This window comes from Rhizobium sp. CG5 (assembly GCF_023701945.1).
Classification (GTDB): domain Bacteria; phylum Pseudomonadota; class Alphaproteobacteria; order Rhizobiales; family Rhizobiaceae; genus Allorhizobium.
In genome coordinates this window covers 83,653-99,937 of sequence record NZ_JABAEF010000003.1, presented here as the reverse complement: position 1 = coordinate 99,937, position 16,285 = coordinate 83,653, and the positions used below count along the sequence as shown (strand labels likewise).

Here is a 16,285-nt window from a genome sequence, read left to right as displayed (position 1 = left end):
AACACCTAGGCGACTAGAATTGTCTTTCGATGGCCGAGCGGGGAAACTCTGTTGAGTGCGGATGAAGGATTGCTGAGCATTGCATGCGGAAAGATCGAAGATCTTGACCTGCCTGCCTATGTCAAGGACAGCGAGCTTCGTTATGTCGCGGTCAATGCAGCCTATTCGGCTTTTTTCGACCTGCCGCCCGAGGCTTTTGTCGGCAAGACCAGCGACGAACTGTTCGGCCGTGCCGAGGATGCCGCCGGCGCTGAAATGGAGCGGCGTGCTCTGGTGTTCGGCCAGGAGGAGCAGGCGCTGTGCTTCGATCCCTTCGGGCCGGACCGCTATGGCGTGCAGCTGGAACGGTTTGTCACCGAAGACGAGAATATCTTCCTGTTTGCGGTGTTCCGTGACAAGCCGAAAAAGCGTGGGACCGCGGCGGGGCCGCGCGCTGTGCGGAGCAAGGCGGCTGGCAGAGCCGGCACCGCGTCCCGCCCGGCGCCAGCCGTGCATGCAGGATCGTCCGATCTGTTTCGCGCCGTGCTGGAGGATCTCCCGGTTGGGACTTTCGTGCGCGACGAACAGCACAGGATGGTGTTTGCCAACAGCGCTTATGTCGAGATCGTCGGGCTCACGCCGGAGGCGCTGATTGGCAAGACGGAGCCTGAAACCTTCCCCGGAATTGGCCAGAGATATCAGGACGACAACCGCCGGATTCTTAATGGCGGCGAGACGGTCGAGCTTGAGGACGCGTTCATCCGCGATGGCGCCGAGCACACCTTCATCACCCACGGCAACCGGATAACGCTTGGCAGCGGCGCGCGGTTCGTGGTCGGTTCGCTGACGGATATAACCAGCCTCAAACAGCGCGAACAGCAATTGCTGGCGGCGCGCGCGCAGGCGGAAACCCTGCATCAGGATATTGAAAGCCTGTTGCGCAGCCTGCCGGTTGGCGTGCTCATCCTCAATGAGCAGTTGATCATCGAATATGCCAATGACGTCTTCTACGACTTGCTGGCTGATGCCTCTCCCGCTCGGCTGATCGGCCTTGCCTACAAGGATTTCCTGGTCGACAATTATCGGCGCGGCCACTATGGCGACAGCGATTTGACGTCCGACGAACTGTTCGAGCAGCGCATCGCACAGTTCAATTCCAAAGACGTCAATATGACGTCGCAAGCCTTGACGAAGGCCGGACGCGTGTTGGCCATCAGCGCCAAACGACTGGCCTCGGGCAAGATCCTCGTCACCTATTCCGACATCACCACTTTGCACCAGCGCGAGCAGGAAACCGTGCTGTACCGGGCCGCCATCGAGCAATTGCCGGTGCCGGTGTTCGTGCGGGATGAGGATCGCCGGCTGATCTTCGCCAATGCCGCCTATGCGCGGTTGCTCGGTGGCGATCGCGAAATGTTCTACGGCAAACGCGAAGACGAGATGTTCCCCCGCAACGGTGCGAAGCTGCGTCAGGAAAACCTGAATGTGCTGGAAACCGGCGAACCGCTGGAAAAACCCCAGGAGATCACGCTGCCGGACGGGCAGGATGTTTCTGTTATCACCTGTCTCAACCGGATCGTCACGCCGGACAGCAAGCGATACCTGGTCGGGTCGATGGCCGATGTTTCGCTGTTGAAGGTCCGGGAACGGGAGCTTATAGCCGCGCAGGCAAAGGCCGAAAAGCTCTACAGCGACCTGATGGCGACGCTGAGAACCATGCCGGTCGGAGTCCTGATCCTCGATGAGAATTTCACCATCGAATATGCCAATCCCAAGACCATGGAAATCTGGGAGTGGCCCGAGGGCCGGTCTCTTGAGGGACGTCCGCTCACCGATCTCGCCGATTCCAATCGCGACAAGGGCTGGACCCTGGATGAGGGCCGCGGCTTCGAGGTGGCGATCAAGGATCGGCTTGAGGAGTTGCGCTCCCTTCAAGGGACCGCGACGCGCGAGTTGACCGGTCCCGATGGAAAGCAGGTGCTGATCACCAGCACCAGGCTGCTCGACCACAAGGTCCTCATTACCTATTCGGATTTGACCGAAGTGCGCCGGCGTGAGCGGGAGATCAGCGAAGCGCGGCTGCAGCTGGAGCGGGTCGGGCAACTCATGCACGATGCAACCGGCGCCATGGCGCAGGGACTGGTGGTGGTCGAAAACGGCGAGATCATCGTATGCAACGAGTCCATGGCGAAGATCGTCGATTTTCCCGCGGATGTCATCGCGCCCGGCAATCGCTGGCAGGATTGTTTCGACTTTTGCGCCAGACGCGGCGATTTTGGCGCGGATGCCGATACCATCCTTGCCGACTGGACCGACAAGGCGGCGAGGGGGGAATCCTTCGTGGCGAGCTTCCTGGCAGATGGCCGGACCTGGGTGCAGATCGAGGTCTCCATCAGTGAGCGGGGCCACTGGGTCGTGCTGTGCACCGACATTACCGATCTGAAGCGGCGCGAAGAGGAACTGACCGGGCTTCTGTCGCGGGCCGAGGCGGCCGACAAGGCCAAGTCCGAATTCCTCGCCAATATGAGCCACGAGATTCGCACCCCGATGAATGGCGTGCTCGGCATGGCAGAGCTTCTGGCCAAATCGCCGCTCGACACGCGCCAGAAGACCTTCGTCGATATCATCGTCAAGTCGGGCAATGCGCTGCTGACGATCATCAACGACATTCTCGATTTCTCCAAGATCGATGCCGGTCAACTCACCCTGCGCAAGGCGCCATTCGATCCGGTCGAGGCGGTCGAGGATGTCGCCACGCTGTTGTCGACGCCGGCATCCGACAAGGATATCGAACTGGTCGTTCGCGGCGAGGCCTCCATCCGCAATATGGTGATGGGCGATGCCGGTCGTTTCCGCCAGATCGCCACCAACCTGGTCGGCAACGCCATCAAGTTCACCGAAAAGGGTCATGTGCTGATCGACCTGTCCTGCGCACCGCTTGGATCGGGAACGGTCATGCTGACCATGCGCATCAAGGATACCGGCATCGGCATTCCCGAGGCCAAGCGGCTGTCGATCTTCGAGAAGTTTTCGCAGGTCGATGCGTCGTCCACCCGCCGGCATGAGGGCACGGGGCTTGGTCTGGCGATTACCGCCGGTCTGGTGGATCTGTTCGGCGGTTACATGGAGGTCGACAGCGAAGTCGGGCAGGGCTCGACCTTCAGCGTCTATTTGCCGCTTGAGGTGGCAAGCGAACGTCATCGCGCCACGCCTCTGCCGATCAATGTCAAGGGATCCCGCATCCTGGTGGTCGACGACAATGCCGTGAACCGCCAGATCCTCACCGAGCAATTGGCGATGTGGGGCTTTGACGGGCTGGCCGTCGACAATGGGGCGACGGCGCTGGCCATTCTCGACGAGGCGGCCCGCTCGCAGATCAAGGTCGATGCGCTGATCATCGACTATCATATGCCCGATATGAACGGCATCGACGTGGCGCGATTGGTCCGGGCCGATCAGCGCTTCGATGCGATCTCGATCATCTTCCTGACCTCGATGGACATGGTGGGCGATGACCGGACCTTCCAGGCGCTCAACGTCCAGGCGCATCTGATGAAGCCGGCGCGCGCCAATCTGCTGCGCGGCGCCATCGTCGATGTCCTGCGGTCGGCGCGGGTGCGCGGCAACAAGGCCGCCCAGGTGCCATACGTCCAATCTGAAAAAGCGCCAGCCACCCGTGAGGGTGCTGCGAAGCGAAAGCCTTTGCAGGACACGATCGGCACCGGAGAGGATCTCCATGAGCCGCCAGCGCTGCGGCGCTGCGACGTGCTGGTGGCGGAGGACAATGAGGTCAACCAGATCGTCTTCACCCAGATCCTGCAGGCCGCCGGGCTGTCCTTTCGCATCGTCGGCAACGGCCGCGAAGCGGTTGCGGCCTGGCGACGGCTCCATCCCGCCCTGATCCTCATGGATGTCTCCATGCCCGTCATGAACGGACACGAGGCGGCACGTGCCATCCGCGAGGCGGAGCGGCGGGCCGGCGACGGCCAGCATGTGCCGATCATCGGCATCACGGCCCATGCGCTGGAAAGCGACCGGGAGATCTGCCTGGCATCCGGCATGGACGATTACCTGTCGAAGCCGATCAGCCCGGAAGCGCTTGAAGAGAAGATGGAGCAGTGGCGCGGCAAGGCCGGTCTGGCACGGTCCGAGGCCGGTCGGTCAGGCGGCTGACAGGGCTTTGGTGCCGCACAGCATTTCCCGCTTGCCGGCAAAGCCCGGACGTCGTTCGATCTTGAAGCCGGCTGCCGTCAGGTTGCGCCGCACGAAACCGGCGGCGGCATAGGTGGCAAAGCTGCCGCCTGGGGCTGTCTTGTCATGCACGGCCTGCAGGATCTCGGCCGACCACATGTCGGCATTGCGCGAGGGCGCGAAACCGTCGAGAAACCAGGCGTCGAAACCGGCATCGGAGGCCTTAACGCCCTCCAGCGCATGGCCGCAGACCACCGTCAGCCGCGTCTGGTCGTCCAGTTGCAGGCTGACAGTTCCCTCAGGCGCCGTCGGCCACAGGGCGACCAGTTGCTGGCGTTCGGCATCGATCTCCGGCCAGCGCGAGAGTGCCCGGTCGATGGCGTCGGCCTGCATCGGATAGAGTTCGAAGGACATGAAATGCAGCTGGCAGCCCGGCAGCCTGGTCGCTTTCCACTGCCGCCAGGTCTCGGCCGCATTGAGGCCGGTGCCGAAGCCGAGTTCGCCGATGCGGAATTCGCCCGGCTGTTGCCAACGTTGCGGCAAGCCGTTGCCGGCCAGAAACACATGGCTGCATTCCAGCCGACCGTCGGTCTGGCAATAAAAATGATCGCCAAAGTCTGTCGAATAAGGCATATCGCCGTCGTGCCAGACGAGGCTGGGGCTCTCGGGATCGGTACCTGCATCGGGAATGGAATTGGTCATGATCTATGCCGATAGTCCGGGTCGGCTTTCCGGTCAACTGTCCACGCCGCTTCTGATCGTCGGCGGCGGCATCATGGGCCTTTGGGCGGCGGTGCATGCCGAACGCTGCGGGATTGACACCATCCTCATCGACAGCGGACGGCTGGGTCAGGGCGCCAGTGGCGGGCTGCTCGGCGCGCTGATGCCGCATATGCCCGACAAGTGGTCGGAGAAGAAGCAGTTTCAGTTCGATGCGCTGCTGTCGCTGGAAGACGAGATCCGCGGCCTGGAGGAGGTCACGGGTCTGCAGGCTGGCTATCGCCGCAGCGGCCGGCTCATTCCCCTGCCAAAAGCGCATCTGCGACCGATCGCCGAGCGCCATTGCGCCGATGCGCAGAGCCATTGGGTCGCTGGAGAACGGCGTTTCCATTGGCATGTGCTGGACGCTGCCGTTGCGCCGGACTGGCCGGCTCCACAATTCGCCGAGGCCGGGCTGGTGCAGGACACGCTGGCCGCACGGGTGTCGCCGCGCGGGCTGGGTGGGATGCTTGCGGCTTTGCTCAAGACGGCCCGGCATGTGCGGGTGATCGAGGGCGCCGCGGTGGTGCGAATCGATTCGTCGGCCGCGGTCGCAGCGCTGTTCGACGGCACCTCGATCGCCTTCGGCCATTGCATCATTGCCGCCGGCCATCGCGCCTTCGCGCTGCTGGAGGATCTCGGCGATCCGTTGCCACAACGTCTCGGCCAGCCAGTGAAAGGCCAGGCGGCGCTGTTGAAGGCCGATGTCGATCCGGGCCTGCCGCTGCTCTATCTCGACGGGCTCTACATCGTGCCGCACGACGGCGGCCATGTGGCGATCGGCAGCACCAGCGAAAACCGCTTCAACGATCCGCAAGGAACCGACGGGCAACTCGACGCGCTGATCGAAAGGGCCCGGCTGCTGGCGCCTTGTCTTGCCGAGGCCCTCGTCATCGAGCGCTGGGCGGGCCTGCGCCCGAAAGCCATCGATCGCGATCCGATGGTCGGGGCACATCCCGATCACGCAAATGTCATTGCGCTGACCGGTGGCTTCAAGGTCAGCTTCGGCATGGCGCACCGCCTGGCCGAAGCGGCGATAGCGGCGGTCTGCGGCGGCCCGCTGGGGCTTCCGGCATCCTTCTCGCTCGAAAATCACCTGGCTGTGGCCTCGCGCAGAACGTGAATCTTTTTCGCACTGCCCGTCGTCAGGCTGTCATGCAAATCACCTAGTTCCTTGCTCATAACGTCGATTGCTAAAATGGCATCGACCGACGGACGAGGAAACGTGCATGCGCTATGCCATTTCTTTCACGACACCAGCCGGTGATCCGCTGTCCTTTGCCGCCGCGAGCTGGCTGGGCCGCAGCGTCTATTCCGGCGAAGCTGTCGAGCATCCGGCGATCCGCGGGCTTGGCCTGCACGAGATCGCCTTCCACACCGCATTGCCGCGCCGCTACGGCTTTCACGCATCGCTGAAAGCGCCGTTCCGCATGGATCCGGAGCGGACGGAGGCGAGCCTGCTGCGCGACATGATGCGCTTTGCCGGAACGCTGGAGCCGTTCGATCTGCCACGGCTTGAAGTGGCGCGGCTTGGCGACTTCTTCGGCCTGATGCCGACAAAGCCGTGCCCGGCGCTCGACTATCTGGCGGCCGCCGTCGTCCAGGAGTTCGACAGCTATCGCGCGCCGCTGACCGAAGGGGAGCTCGAGCGCATGGCGCCGGAGCGCCTGACGGCGCCGCAGTTCGCCAATCTCTACCGCTGGGGCCATCCTTATGCGATGGAGGAATTCCGCTTCCACATGACGCTGACCGGTCCGCTCGGCGGGCGGGATGTCGAGCGCTTCGGTACGACGCTCAACGATTATTTCGGGCCGCTGCTCTGCGAGCGCATCATCGTGAACAATCTGGCGCTGTTCTTCGAGCGGGAACCGGGTGCGCCGTTCCAGGTGCATTCGCTACATCCCATGGGCCGTGTATCGGCGCGCAGGACCGCCTGAGCCAATCCACACGCGCGTGCACCCAAAAACGCAACAGGCTGCTCCAGGTTTTCCATCTCGACAAGGGCCCATGGGATGCTTACCGTTTGTCCGGTAGAGCCCCAAGGTGATTTGATGATGAGTAAACACACCCCGCGCGACCTGATCGGCTATGGCCGGACCGCTCCCGATCCGAAATGGCCGGGCGATGCGCGCATCGCCGTGCAATTCGTGGTCAATTACGAGGAGGGCGGTGAAAGCTCGATTCTCGACGGCGATCCGGCGTCCGAATCGCTGCTGTCGGAAATCGTCGGGGCGCAGCCCTGGCCGGGCCAGCGCAATCTCAACATGGAATCGATCTACGAATACGGGTCGCGCGCCGGTTTCTGGCGGCTGTGGCGCATGTTCACGGCCCGCAATATGCCGGTCACCGTCTATGGCGTGACGCTGGCCATGGCGCGCAATCCGGATGCGGTGGCCGCCATGCAGGAAGCTGATTGGGAAATCGCCAGCCACGGCTACCGCTGGCTGGAATACAAGGATTTCCCCGAAGACGTCGAGCGCCAGCACATTCTGGAGGCGGTGCGTCTGCACAAGGAACTGACCGGCTCCCATCCGCTCGGCATGTACCAGGGCAAGCCGTCGGGCAATACGCTGAAGCTTGTCATGGAGGAGGGCGGCTTTCTCTATTCGTCGGACAGCTATGCCGACGATCTGCCGTTCTGGGTGGACGGGCTCGATGGCAAGCCGTTCCTGATCATTCCCTATACGCTCGATGCCAATGACATGCGGTTTGCGACGCCGCAGGGTTTCAACAGCGGCGACCAGTTCTTCGCCTATCTGAAGGACACGTTCGACACGCTCTATGCCGAAGGGGCCGAGGGTTCGCCGAAGATGATGAATGTCGGCCTGCATTGCCGGCTGGTCGGCCGTCCGGGCCGCGCCGCTGCGCTAGCGCGTTTCCTCGACTATGTGCAGAGCCACGACAAGGTCTGGGTCGCCAAGCGCATCGACATCGCCCGGCACTGGCATCAGCATCACCAGCCGGCAGGGGTCTGAGATGATCGCGAGAGACGATTTCGTCGCCCGCTTCGGCGGCGTGTTCGAGCATTCGCCGTTCATTGCCGAGCGTGCCTATGATGCCGAGATGATCGACGAGCCTTTGACGGCAGTCGATATCCATGATGCGCTTTGTGCGATGTTTCGCACCGCCAGCGAAGCCGAGCGGCTTGGGGTGTTGCGGGCCCATCCGGATCTCGCCGGCAAGCTGGCGATTGCCGGCGAGCTGACCGAGGACAGCCGGCGAGAGCAGGCCGGCGCCGGTCTTGACCGCTTGAGCCCTGAAGAGCACGCCCGCTTTACCGAGCTCAACGCCGCCTATGTCGCGAAATTCGAGTTTCCCTTCATCATCGCGGTGAAGGGATTGGACAAGAACGATATCCTGTCGGCCTTCGAGGCCCGCATCGGCAATACCAGGGAGGCGGAGCTGGCGACAGCCTCGGCCCAGGTCGAAAAGATTGCCCGCCTGCGCCTCGAAGCCCTTTTTTCGGAGACTTGAAATGATCATCAGCGATCCCGTCGTCCTGCCCGATTTCGCAGCCGGTGCCGTCAATCTCGCCTCGGCGCGTCTCTGTGCCAAGGGCATTGCGTCCAGCGACGAATTCTTCGCACCGCTCGAGCGAATGCTGAACGATGTGCCGGCCAGCTTCGATCCCGATCTCTACGACGACAACGGCAAATACATGGATGGCTGGGAAAGCCGCCGCAAGCGCGTGCCCGGCCATGACTGGGCGATCGTCAAGCTCGCCATGCCCGGCCGGATCTACGGTTTCGACGTCGATACCCGCTATTTCACCGGCAATTATCCGCCGTTCTGCTCGATCGAGGCGGCCTTCGTCGAGAGCGGCGATCCGGGCGAGGCAACGGTGTGGACGGAACTGCTGGCCAAATCGCCGCTCGGTCCCGGCGCCCAGCATTTCTTCGAGATGAGCGGCCGCGACAAGGTCTGGACCCATCTGCGGCTGCATATCTATCCGGATGGCGGCGTGGCGCGGCTCAGGGTCTATGGCGCTGCCTATTTCGACTGGTCGAAGGTCGGCGCCGACGAGGAGGTCGACCTCGGCTATGTCTTCAATGGCGCCAAGGCGCTGGCCTGGTCGGATGCCCATTACGGCGTGCCCGACAAGATGCTCGGCCCCGGCCGCGGCCTCAACATGGGCGACGGCTGGGAAACCAAGCGCCGCCGCGGCCCAGGCCACGACTGGGCGATCATCCGTCTTGGCCATCCGGGCACCCTGCGCCGGGTTGTCGTCGACACCCATTTCTTCAAGGGCAATTTCCCCGACACCTGCGAGTTGCTCGGCGCCTTTCTGCCGGAGGCTGGCGATACGTTCAGCGCGGCGGACATTGCCGCTTCCGAGGCGTGGCAGCCGATCCTGTCGCGCCAGAAGCTGCAGATGGACCGCGAGCATGCATTCAGCGGTGCCGACCTTGCCGATATCGGCCCGATCACCCATGTGCGCTTTGCCATGCATCCGGACGGCGGGGTGATGCGGCTGCGGCTGTTCGGGATCAAGGCCTGATGCTATTCTCCGACCCGCGGCCGTCGTTGCGGCCGCGGACGCAAGGAGCGGATGTGGCGATGAAACCCTCTGAGGTGCTGGAGAAGAACAGGCAGGCGATCCGCGAGGCGACGGCACGCTTCAACGCGGCCAATCCGCGCGTGTTCGGCTCCGTGGCGCGCGGCGAGGACCGGCCGGACAGCGATCTCGACATTCTGGTGGATGATCTTCCGGGATCGACGCTCCTCAGTCTCGGCGGATTGCAGGATGCGCTTGAAACCTTGATGGCCGGCACGCAGGTTCATCTGCTGACGCCTGGGGACTTTCCGGAAGAGGTACGCCAGCGTGTGCTGTCCGAGGCCAAGCCGATATGAGTCGGGCGCGTCTGACCCTGTTGCTTGAGCGCATGCGGCAGGCATCCCTTGATGCCCATGGCTTGGCGACAAGCGTCGATAGGGCGACCTTCCTCAAGGATATGATGGTCCAGCGCGCCGTCGGCATGAGCCTGCTGATGGCTGCCGAAGCGGCGACGCAGCTGATGGATCGATATCCCGACTTTGTCGCCGATCATCCGGAGTTCCCGTGGGCCGAGATCCGCGGCATGAGAAATCGCATGGCGCATGGCTATTTCGAGATCAATCTGGAGCGGGTCTGGGATACGGCCACAATCGAGGCGCCCGAGCTTGTCGACAAAATCGATGCCATTCTTCACTGGCGTGCCGAAGGCGAATAATCAATGGCTGACACACTCCCCATCCACCCGCTGACCTCAGAACATTTCGCCCCCTTCGGCGAGGTGATCGAAGCCGATCCCTTGACCATGAGGCTGATCAATGGCGGCACCACCGAGCGGTTCCATGGGCTGGCGGCGCCACAGGCCTTGGGCGAGGGGGCGCGCGTCATCATCAACATTTTTCGCGGCCAGCCCAGGGCCTTTCCCTATGCGATCACGATGATGGAGCGCCATCCGTTCGGCAGCCAGAGCTTTTCGCCGCTGTCGGGACGCCCCTTCCTGCTGGCCGTCTCGCCGGATGAGGGGGGCAAGCCCGGCCGGCCGCAGGTGTTTCTGGCGCGCGGCGACCAGGGTGTCAATTACCGCTGCAATGTCTGGCACCATCCGCTGATGGCACTCGGTGCCGTCAGCGATTTCCTGGTCGTCGATCGCGACGGGCCGGGTACCAATCTGGAAGAGTTCTTTTTCGAAACGCCCTACATCATCGCGGAGCCGCAGCCATGACCGGTCTGACCACCCATGTACTCGATACGGCGCTCGGCAAACCTGCCGAAGGCATGAAGATCCAGCTGTTGCGCATGAAAGACGAGGGGGCGGATCTGATCACCACGGTGTTTACCAATGCCGATGGCCGCGTCGACGGCGGGCCGATCCTGACGGCGGAGACCGTCCAGGTCGGGCAATACGAGCTGCTGTTTCATGCCGGCGACTATCTGCGCGGCAGCGGCGCGGCGCTCACCGATCCGCCGTTCCTCGACGTCATCCCGATCCGCTTCGGCATCAGCGATCCGACGGCCCATTACCATGTGCCGCTGCTTTTGTCGCCCTATGGCTATTCCACCTATCGCGGGAGCTGAGCCATGCGTTTCGCCGCCATTGCCGACGTCCACGGCAACCATCTGGCACTGGAAGCGGTGCTGGCCGACATCCGCCAGCAGGGCATCGCAATCAGCGAGATCGTCAATCTTGGCGACTGCCTGTCGGGACCGCTCGATGCGGGCCGCACGGCCGACCTCCTGCTGTCGCTGGACCTTGTGACCGTCAGCGGCAATCACGACCGCTACCTGATCGAACATGCCGAAGGCACGATGCACGAATGGGAGGCCGACGCTTTTGCACAGCTGAGGCCCGCCCATCTCGACTGGCTGAAGACCCTGCCGTTTTCGACGGTCTGGCGCGACGCGGTGTTCCTCTGCCATGCCACGCCGAAAAGCGACCATACCTACTGGCTCGAAGGCGTCAGCGCCGAAGGTCATGTGCATCTGCGGCCGCGCGCCGAGATCGAGGCGCTGGCAGGCGGGGTCCAGCAGCGCCTGATCCTCTGCGGCCATTCCCATATTCCGCGGGTCGTCATGCTCTCCGACGGCCGGATGATCGTCAATCCGGGCAGCGTCGGCGGTCCCGGCTATGACGACGATCTGCCCTATTACCACAAGGTGGAGACAGCGACGCCGCTTGCCTCCTATGCCATCCTCGACGAGACCGCGCAGGGCTGGTCGGTGACCTCCAGGCTGGTGCCCTATGACCACATGGCCATGTCCAGGCTTGCCGCCGACCGCGGGCGGCCGAGCTGGGCCAATGCGCTGTCGAGCGGCTGGGTCGGGTAGAACAGCCGTTCTTGCCTTTTCCAGACCTGTACCGCATACTGTACAGGTCTGGAGGAGTTGCCATGCAGACCATCATGTTTTCGAAAGCCCGCGAAGAACTGGCCGGTCTGCTGGATCGGGTGACGCGTGATCGTGTGCCGGTCGAAATCGTCCGCCGCGACAAGCCGTCGGTCGTGATCGTCGACAAGGACGAATATGAGGGGATGATGGAGACCCTGCATCTGCTGTCCTCGCCTATTAATGCCGCGCGCCTGCTGACGGCGGTGCAGGACATCGATGCGGCGGGCCCTATCGATTTCAAAGACCTGATCGAGCCAAGATCTGCGGCGGAGTAAGCGCCGATGCTGTTGGCGTGGTACGCGCATGCCTGGCAGGATTATCTCTACTGGCAGGATACCGATGCAAAGATCGTCAACCGGATCAACGAATTGATCCGTGACGCGCTGCGCCATCCCTTCGACGGGATCGGCAAGCCGGAACCATTGCGCTGGCCGTTGAAGGGCTGGTGGTCGCGTCGGATCACGCAGGAGCACCGGCTCGTCTACACAGTCCGCGGCGAGGGCGATGGTCAGATGCTGATCGTCGCCCAATGCCGGATGCATTACTGAGACCTGACGCCTTTCAGAACGGGCTGTCGGCAATGATGTCGCGGTCGACCTCGGTGATCAGCCGCTTGCCGCAGAGCGCCATGGTGATGTCGAGTTCCTTGCGGATGATCTCCAGCGCTTTGGTGACGCCCGGCTTGCCCATGGCGCCGAGGCCGTAGAGGAAGGGGCGGCCGATATAGGTGCCCTTGGCGCCGAGCGCCATGGCCTTCAGCACGTCCTGGCCGGAGCGGATGCCGCCATCCATATGCACTTCGATCCGGTCACCGACCGCATCGACGATGCGCGGTAGCATGGCGATCGACGAATGGGCGCTGTCGAGCTGGCGGCCGCCATGGTTGGAGACGATGATGGCGTCGGCGCCGGTATCGGCGGCCATGCGGGCGTCTTCCGGGTCGAGAATGCCCTTGATGATCAGCTTGCCGCCCCAGCGCTCCTTGATCCACGCGACATCCTTCCAGGACAGCTGCGGATCGAACTGTTCGGCCGTCCAGGCGCCGAGCGAGGCAAGGTCCGAGACGTTCTTGGCATGGCCGTGGATGTTGCGGAAGGTGCGGCGGTTGGTCTGCATCATGTCCCAGCACCAGCGCGGCCGCATGGCCATCTGGAAGAGGTGCTTCGGCGTCAGCCGCGGCGGGGCGGACAGGCTGTTGCGCAGGTCCTTGTGGCGCTGGCCGAGGATCTGCAGGTCGGCGGTCAGCACCAGGGCCGAGCAATTGGCGGCCTTGGCGCGATCGATCAGGTTCATCACGAAATCGCGGTCGCGCATCACGTAGAGCTGGAACCAGAACGGCTTGGTGGTAACGGACGCCACGTCCTCGATCGAGCAGATGCTCATGGTCGACAGGGTGAACGGCACGCCGAACTCTTCCGCCGCTTGTGCCGCCAGCATTTCGCCATCGGCATGCTGCATGCCGGTCAGCCCGGTCGGCGACAGGGCCACCGGCATGGAGACGGGCTGGCCGACCATGGTGGTGGCCAGCGACCGGTTGGTCATGTCGACCATGACGCGCTGGCGCAGCTTGATGCGGGTAAAATCGGATTCGTTGGCGCGATAGGTCGATTCCGAATAGGCGCCGCTATCGGCATAGTCGAAGAACAGTTTTGGCACCCGGCGTTTTGCCAGGCGCTTGAGATCGGAGATTTCGAGAGGATTTGCCATCGGACCTGCCCTGCAACTGCGTGTCCTCAAGACCTAGCATGAGCCCGGAAGGCTTGTGAATGGGACGAGGGACGGCAGGTAAAGTTTTTTTACCTGTTGTCCCATGCACAGCGTAGGCCACTGGCCGCGGCTATCGGCTCAGTCTGCGGCCCTCGCGGCGCAACAGGATCATCTGCGCGGTCAGACCAACGACCAGCATGGCGGCAAGGGCTGCCTGGGCGCCGAGTAGAATCGGCGAATTCAGGTCCGTGACGATGGGGTGGCCGTCGGGCACGCGGCGAAGGGTTTCGCTGACGGCCGGCACCATCAGCAAAAAGGCCGTCAGGCTGAGGAAGATCGTTTCCAGGTAGCGCGCTGCCTTGCCCAAGACAGAGACATGGCCGACGGCATAGCCCGCCAGCAGGAAAACAAGCGTGACCGCGCCGATGACCGGGCTTGCGGCCTGGTGGGCCACCAGGAACACGGTGAGAGCGCCGATCAGCATCGACACGAAATAGACCGCGCCCGCCGTGGTGCGCGGCGCGATCCGTCCGTAGCGGGCGAACATATAGATGGCCAGGGGAATGGCCGGCAGGCTGCCGAGGGTGTGTACCCAGCCGAGAGGAGAGATTCCGAACATGTCGATGTCCTTTTCTGTGGGCGCTGCTCATTCGTCTTGGGATTGAGGCAGCGGCGTTTCGTGAAGTCTACCTACTAATTGGTAGGTTCGATGGCGAAAAATACCTGTCTGGCGGGTTCGTTCAGGCTTTGGGTAAGATCCGGTGCAGAAGCGTCCCTGTCACAATGCCGAAGATCTGCGGATTGCCATAGGCGCGGGCCGACAGCATGGCGCCATGCACGGTCGCCAAAAATGCTTCCGCTTCGGCCTCCGGCGTTGCGCTCAAGGAGAGCACACCTTGGCTGGCGCCGCGTTCCATCACCCGCGTCAGCCATGCCGACAGGCTTCTGAAGTGCGCCTTGACCTCGACGTGGACCTCCTCGGGCAGAAGCTGTGCTTCGCCCGCCAGCAGGGCGCAGACACAGAAGGAAGCGGTATTGTCCAGGATGCACGCTTCCCAATAGCCGAGATAGGCGCGCAATTGTGCGAGCGGGTCAACGATATGCTGTTCGAGTTTGGCCAATCCCGCTTCCGCGTCCTGCCGATAGCGATTGACCAGCGTGCGGACCAGATCTGCCTTGCTGGGAAAGTGATGGTGGATGCTGGCATTGCGAATGCCGACCAGTTTGGCGATGTCGGCATAGCTGAAGCCATTATAGCCACCGGCGACGATCAATGTGCGGGCGTGCTGCAGAATTTGGTCCGATGTGGTCGAAAGATTGCTCATGGCGCTTGTCTACCAACTAGTAGGTAGATTGTCAAGTCCATGTCCGATCGGAGTCTTGTCGTCGGGCCGTGTCAGAAATGCTCGCCCGAGCGGAAGGGGCCGACCCTCATGCCGGCCGCCACCAGATAGGCGGTCGACCAGCCGATCAGCAGAAATCCGTTGATGCCTTCCAGCGCCGAGAGCATGCGCCAATGCGGATCGGCGATCACGTCGCCGTAGCCGACGGTGGCAAAGGTGGTGGTGGAAAAATAGAGGGCGGTCGGAAAGTCGGCAACCACGCCGATCAGATCATAACATATCGCCCAGAGCCAAATTTCCGCCGTCAGCACCGCGAAAATGCCGATCACCACGGTGTTCATCGCCAGAATCCGGCTGCGATGCCCTTCGATGCGGATCCGGCCGGTGATCCAGTTCATCGCATGGGTGACCGCCATCAGCCCGAAGGTGTGGATGATGACGGTCAGCGAGATCATCAGCGTGCCGACGAACAGATTGATGATCATCAAATATCAAAGCCTTTATGTTGCTAGAGATACGAAAATCATAGTAGAATTGGGACTTTAGTTATTGTTTCGCCTTTGATTTTCTCAATGTATGTATTGTTGCCTTGCATTTTTTGCTTTACCATTGTGTGGTATATGAGAATCGCCCGTCGGATGACTTCGCTCGGCGAGGAAGCATGAGTTGCTTCCTGAATCTCAGAGATTGCTGCCCCGACATCGCCGGTCAGACGAACTGTCACCCTTGGATAGGGGGAGCGGCTGACTTCGGGGTTATCTGCAATCGAATCGGATGTGTTCGTTTTATTTGTGACGGGGTTTGTCATGGGTCTAGCTCCTGTTCCGGCAGAGCTCGGAACCTATTGAATCTCGTAAATACACATAGCGTTTGGGGATAACTACGTCAACCTTTGTCAGACAAAGTTGATCAGTGTTGACCTATGTCGGACTTTGAGCTAGATGAGTAAATAGATCGTTACCAACTATACATTAGCCCTAAGGTAGCGATTTATACCGTCAGGAATCAGCCTGACCAACACAGGAGGTCGCCTATGAATTCAGCACAACTTTTTTGCCCTTAGCGGGCGAAAGCAGGGAACTGGCCCCCCCTGAATCGAACGAGGGCACAGGAACGAAAGACAGATGCAAATGCATCCCGATTTCGAAAAACTGCTTGATCGCAAACTGAAGGAAAATCTTCAGTCCAGCGTTCAAGACGAAAAGTGGTTTCCGCCGAAAAGGATCGTGGCGGATGTCATATCAGGTCTTATTGTCGCTGCCTTAGTGACAATAGCAGCGTTAATCTATTCAGAGAGGGGTGAGTGCAATGCAGCATCACACCAGACGAATACCGCGAAAGTGGGCGTTGCGGCTGTCGAGAAGAAGAATTGATCAGTTCTTAGACCTCCCAAGCTAATGGGGTATCGATCCACCGGTACCCCGTTTTT

At 61.9% G+C, this 16,285-nt stretch carries 20 protein-coding genes; 14 read left to right on the top strand and 6 right to left on the bottom strand.

What is annotated here, in order from left to right:
• Nucleotides 1-51 precede the first annotated feature (51 nt).
• Nucleotides 52-4,152: a PAS domain-containing hybrid sensor histidine kinase/response regulator gene (locus HGO38_RS06345; protein WP_250955101.1), complete on the top strand. Its 4,101-nt coding sequence runs from the start codon at nucleotides 52-54 to the stop codon at nucleotides 4,150-4,152.
• On the opposite strand, the gene mnmC2 is transcribed toward HGO38_RS06345, so the two are convergent.
• Entirely contained in the window at nucleotides 4,141-4,872 is a 732-nt protein-coding gene (gene mnmC2 / locus HGO38_RS06340) for a tRNA (5-methylaminomethyl-2-thiouridine)(34)-methyltransferase MnmC2 (RefSeq protein WP_250955100.1), read from the bottom strand. The genes HGO38_RS06345 and mnmC2 overlap by 12 nt on opposite strands.
• Here mnmC2 and HGO38_RS06335 point away from each other — a divergent pair.
• The 12 genes from HGO38_RS06335 (at nucleotide 4,871) to HGO38_RS06280 (ending at nucleotide 12,354) form a co-directional block, all read left to right on the top strand.
• On the top strand, nucleotides 4,871-6,052 hold the full coding sequence (locus HGO38_RS06335) for an NAD(P)/FAD-dependent oxidoreductase (RefSeq protein ID WP_250955099.1): 1,182 nt from the start codon (nucleotides 4,871-4,873) through the stop codon (nucleotides 6,050-6,052). The two genes, mnmC2 and HGO38_RS06335, sit on opposite strands and share 2 nt — an antisense overlap.
• A gap of 106 nt (nucleotides 6,053-6,158) precedes the next feature.
• Nucleotides 6,159-6,866 carry a DUF1045 domain-containing protein gene (locus HGO38_RS06330; RefSeq protein ID WP_250955098.1) on the top strand — a complete coding sequence of 236 codons (708 nt, stop codon included), beginning with the start codon at nucleotides 6,159-6,161 and terminating at the stop codon, nucleotides 6,864-6,866.
• Between the two features lie 114 nt (nucleotides 6,867-6,980).
• Nucleotides 6,981-7,904 carry an allantoinase PuuE gene (gene puuE / locus HGO38_RS06325; RefSeq protein ID WP_250955097.1) on the top strand — a complete coding sequence of 308 codons (924 nt, stop codon included), beginning with the start codon at nucleotides 6,981-6,983 and terminating at the stop codon, nucleotides 7,902-7,904.
• Between the two features lies 1 nt (nucleotide 7,905).
• The gene (gene uraD / locus HGO38_RS06320) at nucleotides 7,906-8,403 is read left to right on the top strand and encodes a 2-oxo-4-hydroxy-4-carboxy-5-ureidoimidazoline decarboxylase (protein WP_250955096.1); all 498 of its coding nucleotides are present in this window, start codon (nucleotides 7,906-7,908) and stop codon (nucleotides 8,401-8,403) included.
• 1 nt (nucleotide 8,404) lies between these two features.
• The gene (gene alc / locus HGO38_RS06315) at nucleotides 8,405-9,427 is read left to right on the top strand and encodes an allantoicase (RefSeq protein WP_250955095.1); all 1,023 of its coding nucleotides are present in this window, start codon (nucleotides 8,405-8,407) and stop codon (nucleotides 9,425-9,427) included.
• Between the two features lie 59 nt (nucleotides 9,428-9,486).
• Nucleotides 9,487-9,780, top strand: coding sequence for a nucleotidyltransferase family protein (locus HGO38_RS06310; protein ID WP_250955094.1), 294 nt, complete (start codon nucleotides 9,487-9,489; stop codon nucleotides 9,778-9,780).
• Nucleotides 9,777-10,139 carry a HepT-like ribonuclease domain-containing protein gene (locus tag HGO38_RS06305; RefSeq protein WP_250955093.1) on the top strand — a complete coding sequence of 121 codons (363 nt, stop codon included), beginning with the start codon at nucleotides 9,777-9,779 and terminating at the stop codon, nucleotides 10,137-10,139. Before HGO38_RS06310 ends, HGO38_RS06305 begins: the two co-directional genes overlap by 4 nt.
• Before the next feature lie 3 nt (nucleotides 10,140-10,142).
• Nucleotides 10,143-10,643, top strand: coding sequence for an ureidoglycolate lyase (locus HGO38_RS06300; protein ID WP_250955092.1), 501 nt, complete (start codon nucleotides 10,143-10,145; stop codon nucleotides 10,641-10,643).
• Nucleotides 10,640-10,996 (top strand): hydroxyisourate hydrolase, encoded by a 357-nt coding sequence (gene uraH, locus HGO38_RS06295; protein ID WP_250955091.1) that lies wholly within the window; start codon nucleotides 10,640-10,642, stop codon nucleotides 10,994-10,996. Before HGO38_RS06300 ends, uraH begins: the two co-directional genes overlap by 4 nt.
• Before the next feature lie 3 nt (nucleotides 10,997-10,999).
• Nucleotides 11,000-11,746 carry a metallophosphoesterase family protein gene (locus HGO38_RS06290; RefSeq protein WP_250955090.1) on the top strand — a complete coding sequence of 249 codons (747 nt, stop codon included), beginning with the start codon at nucleotides 11,000-11,002 and terminating at the stop codon, nucleotides 11,744-11,746.
• Between the two features lie 62 nt (nucleotides 11,747-11,808).
• Nucleotides 11,809-12,081: a type II toxin-antitoxin system Phd/YefM family antitoxin gene (locus HGO38_RS06285; RefSeq protein ID WP_250955089.1), complete on the top strand. Its 273-nt coding sequence runs from the start codon at nucleotides 11,809-11,811 to the stop codon at nucleotides 12,079-12,081.
• Nucleotides 12,082-12,087: 6 nt separating this feature from the next.
• Nucleotides 12,088-12,354 carry a Txe/YoeB family addiction module toxin gene (locus HGO38_RS06280; protein WP_250955088.1) on the top strand — a complete coding sequence of 89 codons (267 nt, stop codon included), beginning with the start codon at nucleotides 12,088-12,090 and terminating at the stop codon, nucleotides 12,352-12,354.
• A 13-nt stretch (nucleotides 12,355-12,367) separates the two neighbouring features.
• On the opposite strand, the gene HGO38_RS06275 is transcribed toward HGO38_RS06280, so the two are convergent.
• The 5 genes from HGO38_RS06275 to HGO38_RS06255 form a co-directional block, all read right to left on the bottom strand.
• Nucleotides 12,368-13,513, bottom strand: coding sequence for an alpha-hydroxy acid oxidase (locus HGO38_RS06275; RefSeq protein ID WP_250955087.1), 1,146 nt, complete (start codon nucleotides 13,511-13,513; stop codon nucleotides 12,368-12,370).
• Nucleotides 13,514-13,643: 130 nt separating this feature from the next.
• Nucleotides 13,644-14,132 carry a hypothetical protein gene (locus HGO38_RS06270; protein ID WP_250955086.1) on the bottom strand — a complete coding sequence of 163 codons (489 nt, stop codon included), beginning with the start codon at nucleotides 14,130-14,132 and terminating at the stop codon, nucleotides 13,644-13,646.
• Nucleotides 14,133-14,253: 121 nt separating this feature from the next.
• Nucleotides 14,254-14,838, bottom strand: a complete 585-nt coding sequence (locus HGO38_RS06265; RefSeq protein ID WP_250955085.1) for a TetR/AcrR family transcriptional regulator — start codon at nucleotides 14,836-14,838, stop codon at nucleotides 14,254-14,256.
• A 71-nt stretch (nucleotides 14,839-14,909) separates the two neighbouring features.
• Nucleotides 14,910-15,341: a potassium channel family protein gene (locus HGO38_RS06260; RefSeq protein WP_250955084.1), complete on the bottom strand. Its 432-nt coding sequence runs from the start codon at nucleotides 15,339-15,341 to the stop codon at nucleotides 14,910-14,912.
• Between the two features lie 38 nt (nucleotides 15,342-15,379).
• Nucleotides 15,380-15,664, bottom strand: coding sequence for a ribbon-helix-helix domain-containing protein (locus tag HGO38_RS06255; RefSeq protein ID WP_250955083.1), 285 nt, complete (start codon nucleotides 15,662-15,664; stop codon nucleotides 15,380-15,382).
• A 316-nt stretch (nucleotides 15,665-15,980) separates the two neighbouring features.
• Between HGO38_RS06255 and HGO38_RS06250 the strand changes: the two genes are divergently transcribed.
• Nucleotides 15,981-16,229 (top strand): hypothetical protein, encoded by a 249-nt coding sequence (locus HGO38_RS06250; protein ID WP_250955082.1) that lies wholly within the window; start codon nucleotides 15,981-15,983, stop codon nucleotides 16,227-16,229.
• Nucleotides 16,230-16,285 lie beyond the last annotated feature (56 nt).